The sequence below is a fragment of the Legionella sp. ST3F1 genome (assembly GCF_048553315.1).
Taxonomy (GTDB): domain Bacteria; phylum Pseudomonadota; class Gammaproteobacteria; order Legionellales; family Legionellaceae; genus Tatlockia; species Tatlockia donaldsonii.
In genome coordinates, this window is record NZ_JBLZIO010000037.1 from 1 (window position 1) to 4,101 (window position 4,101).

Genomic DNA, 4,101 nt, shown 5'->3' on the forward strand with positions numbered 1-4,101 from the left:
GTAGGTTGGGTCGTGACCCAACCTACTTCGGTTAGGAGTCATGAATTAGCTTCCGCAATCGCGGAGAATTCAGCAATGATAGTCCAGACGTTTTTGTTGGGTCACGACCCAACCTACATAAGGGAGCAACTCCGCAATAGCCTTTGAATCAACTTACTCTCCACCATGCGCCACAGCATTATCGATTGGAATAAGTGCAGAAAATTATATGGCTCAAATTTATAAGGATTTAAATCCAACCAAAAGCTTTGAGCTGGGGTATTACCCATATTGATAATCTACTTTGGATATTAGAGCATGGATTACATCTGATAATGCATCGCTACAAGACGTGAATTTTCATCCCATAGGCTATCCGGAGCTAATTATAAGGGAGAACTAAAAGTGTACCTCCACCATCCGGAGGATTAAACGTGGTTCGCGAGTTCAAAGGCTTTTGTTGATACCACTTTAGGCTTGGTTGCTATCACTTGTAAGCACCAGAAATCGACGGGAATGATTTCGTCATCACAATGTGTTTGCTTCAAATATTCAGTTACAAACTCGTTTAAAAATTCTTCTGTTCTACTTACTGGAATCTGTTTAATTTGAGCACTAGCAGCATTAAAGAAACCTTTGAGCTTTTCTTTTGATGGAAAAGTATAAGTCATTTTTTCTTCAGTAATCTCCACAGGTTTTAATCCAGCTTCGATTAGCATTTCCTCATACACATTCGGCTCAGAGAAGAATCGTGGATTTATAAAATCTGTGAAATATTGTTTCCAATTCTCACTCGCACAAATTTCATCCAAAACATAATGGTAAATTGATTTTTTGTGAGATAAAAGCAATGCAATTTGGGCACCTTCAACGGCAGAGTCTGCAATTCCTTTAAGGGCTCCCATCTGATCTTTCACCCAATGCAAACAATTAAATGAAGTTATAATATCAAATTGTGCGCGAAAAATATTTTTACTTGCATCCATTTGAATAAAGCGCATATTGTCTTGAGCGGAATACTTCTCCGAAGCATATTCAATCATTTGAGTTGATATGTCGGTGCCTATTATACAGCCAGTGCTAACAATTTTAGCAACCTCGCTTGTAATAATTCCATCCCCACATCCTATATCCAGCACCCTTGCGTTAGAGGAAAAAAATATTTTACTTAAAACACTCATAGCGAAATTATATTGTAACGCATTGTTTTCACTATATTTAATTGGATTTTTATAAGCGTGGTCATTCATAATTAAGCAACTCAAGGCAAGAGAGAAATTTTACATTTATCAATAAACAATCCAGATACAGAATGCAAGGAATATGTTAATATCCCATTGGTTGCGGGCAATTGCTTATCAAGGGATTAGTAAACGAATGCTCTTTCTCAAAATATCTTCTTATTTTAAAGAACTAAGAATACCGTCCTTTAAAATAGAATCAGAAAATGTAGACCCAGAAACAGGGTTAATCTATTTCTGGATACAACTTCATGGTAAATGCACTCCTTTGCTAAAAAAAGATCCCATAGAACTTCTAAGAGAAGCGCGAGCTAAAAATTTTTTTTCCGAAGATGATTACGATCGAATAATTGCGGCTCTGCTTGAGAATCAGAAAAGATTGATTGAATTTAAATATAAGAAAAAATTTCACTTGATAAAGCATCAATTTTCTGAGCAATTGGAACAACCATTGATCGTTTATAATGATTCAACCAATAAAATTTATATTAAACCAGCAAAGGAAATATATTCTAATATAGAAAGTCTTAGGATGTTTAGTTCCGAAGATAGCGCCTGCATAGGAAATATAGTTGGCAGCCATGAAACCGAACAAGAATTTAGAATACGAAAAGAGGCAAAGAAAGAGAATGTTATTAAGTTCGATACTTTACTCTTGACGGATTGAAATTTAGAACCTTTTCACTGTTATATGAAATAGTCTTGTTAGGCATTATTTTTTTAAATTTACTTACTAAATAAGCGTTTGGTATGCAAATTATGAAAGAATATAGCATCTTCAATATATAATCCGAAATAATGATATTGGTTGTATCTCGAATGCTGGCGTCACTTAGAACATGAAATGTTATTAAATTAGTGGAAATTGTAAAAAGCAATTCCCCTATAGCAGTTGCACCTAGGCTTCTTCTAAAAAAACCCTTTCCAAACCATTTCATTCCCCATCTATCCATTACATAGGTATTAGCAAAAAAACCAATTGCCAGAGAAATTGAATCTGCAAATGCTATATGCACAAAGCCGGTGGTAAAAATAGAATAGATTTCCTGATTGTGCCAATTAGAAGGTGATGACAACAGTGATAAACCATATGTAACAAAACTGAATAAGAACTCACAAATGATAATTGCCAAAATCATAAAATAAGAAACTCTAGCTCCTAGTAGTTCTGTTATTGAATCATTAAGTGGGAAAAGAAATGGAAAAACAAAGACAGAGGAGCATAAAATTCGGCCATATAGTTCTACTGTTTTATAGCCCATTACAAAAGAGCAGAAGAATATCGTCGCATACAACATACCAAGTAAAACCAAATACGTGCCCTTATCAATGGTATAGAAGTAATTTCTTACATTTTTTAATATGGGTAGTTTCACAGGACTATCCTTGTTAATTAGTCTTCACCCTCATGGAAGTAGATAAAGCATGCTGAGTATTATTCTTTCCCATATCAAAAAGATTTGTTCGGTAATGGACGATCACCCCTTTAAAAGTGTATGCATTTAAATTTATTCTCTTAATTTGTATAGGAAAATTTGAGTTGAGGATTTTTATATAAAAATCCTCCCCATCTGAAATTATTTGTCTAATTTTAGGGGGGTCATTTTCATTTTTAATGAGTAGAACAAAATCCTTGTTGGTTATATCTCGCTCGGGATCGATAATAACTATGGAGTTTACAAGTATAAATGGTTCCATCATATTGTCTTGAGAGAACGTTGCAAAACACCGGTTATTTGTTGGAAATTCAATAGGAATTGTATTTAATTGAGTTCTCCCCTCTTGGGATAGTTTTAAAAATGAACATATTTCTGTAGGTTGAATCAACGGTATTTGTTTACAACCAATAGGTTCTTCACCAATTAATTGGCTCACGGTAATTTGAAAAAAAGATGATAATTTCTTTAAGACCTCAATTGTGGGATTCCCATTTTTGTTTTTTAACAATCTGTAAATTGTGCTTGACGGCACACCCGTCATCCTTTCTAACTCTAAAACATTTAGATTAAATTTTTCTAGAAGTTCAGCTAGCACAAAATCGATTGACATAATTCGCCATATATAGTAGTTTTCGCCACAAATGGTTATATTATCATATATGGCGAAATCTTTCATTTATTAAATTAGTTTAATTAATTCCACTGTAAGAATAAATAATTAATAGAATTACCTACGTAGAAATAAAATGGGTTATTTATTGCGAAAGGAAATAATGAATCAAAAAACAAACTGGGATCATTGGCTGACTCTTATGTTTAAGGATTTTATGACTGAAACTGATCCTAAATCTGGATATGAGATACTCCATATTTATGAATGCAAAAAAACTGGTTTCACAAAAGCAACGATTAAAATACCCCCACGTGGCACTATTATAGAGAAAAATATTAGAGACATAGTTATAGAAAATGAGTTTTTGGAGAATCTGGATAAGAAAACTATTCGGACACTAACCCACATTGCAACAATGGAGTACTTAAATCCAGACTATTTTATTGTGTCCCAAAAAATGACTGTAGAAGCGGATAATTGTATTCTGGAAATAAAATCCAACAGTGATTACAAGACGATAAAAAAATCACCAACAGAAATATCAAAAGATAAGACATTAGTTGCTAGATTTAATTCTATAGAAGCAAATAGAATAGGCTATATGGCGGGCGTTCTTGAGACGGTAATGGAATATGATGCTCTAAAGCAAGGTATTTAATTTATAAATAGTAAATGCAGGCTGAGCATGTCGGGCCAACCTGAAACACAAACACAAACACAAAAACCGAGTATGTAAGAGGTAAGTTGGGTCGCGACCCAACCTACATAAGGTAGCAATCCGCAATAGTCCTTTAAATCAACGTACTCTCCACCATGCGCCGCAACATGG

5 protein-coding genes are annotated in these 4,101 nt (G+C 34.1%); 2 read left to right on the forward strand and 3 right to left on the reverse strand.

The window, feature by feature from the left end:
- Positions 1-407: 407 nt before the first annotated feature.
- The gene (locus tag ACN4Z1_RS15760; protein ID WP_228363435.1) at positions 408-1,229 is read right to left on the reverse strand and encodes a class I SAM-dependent methyltransferase; all 822 of its coding nucleotides are present in this window, start codon (positions 1,227-1,229) and stop codon (positions 408-410) included.
- Between the two features lie 73 nt (positions 1,230-1,302).
- On the opposite strand from ACN4Z1_RS15760, the gene ACN4Z1_RS15765 reads away from it, so the two are divergent.
- Positions 1,303-1,887 carry a hypothetical protein gene (locus ACN4Z1_RS15765; protein ID WP_115222415.1) on the forward strand — a complete coding sequence of 195 codons (585 nt, stop codon included), beginning with the start codon at positions 1,303-1,305 and terminating at the stop codon, positions 1,885-1,887.
- On the opposite strand, the gene ACN4Z1_RS15770 is transcribed toward ACN4Z1_RS15765, so the two are convergent.
- Complete coding sequence (locus ACN4Z1_RS15770) at positions 1,856-2,596, reverse strand: VUT family protein (RefSeq protein WP_228363436.1); 741 nt, start codon at positions 2,594-2,596, stop codon at positions 1,856-1,858. The two genes, ACN4Z1_RS15765 and ACN4Z1_RS15770, sit on opposite strands and share 32 nt — an antisense overlap.
- A 13-nt stretch (positions 2,597-2,609) precedes the next feature.
- Entirely contained in the window at positions 2,610-3,269 is a 660-nt protein-coding gene (locus ACN4Z1_RS15775) for a helix-turn-helix domain-containing protein (RefSeq protein WP_419387985.1), read from the reverse strand.
- 163 nt (positions 3,270-3,432) lie between these two features.
- Here ACN4Z1_RS15775 and ACN4Z1_RS15780 point away from each other — a divergent pair, with 163 nt between their 5' ends.
- The gene (locus ACN4Z1_RS15780; RefSeq protein ID WP_228363439.1) at positions 3,433-3,930 is read left to right on the forward strand and encodes a hypothetical protein; all 498 of its coding nucleotides are present in this window, start codon (positions 3,433-3,435) and stop codon (positions 3,928-3,930) included.
- Positions 3,931-4,101 lie beyond the last annotated feature (171 nt).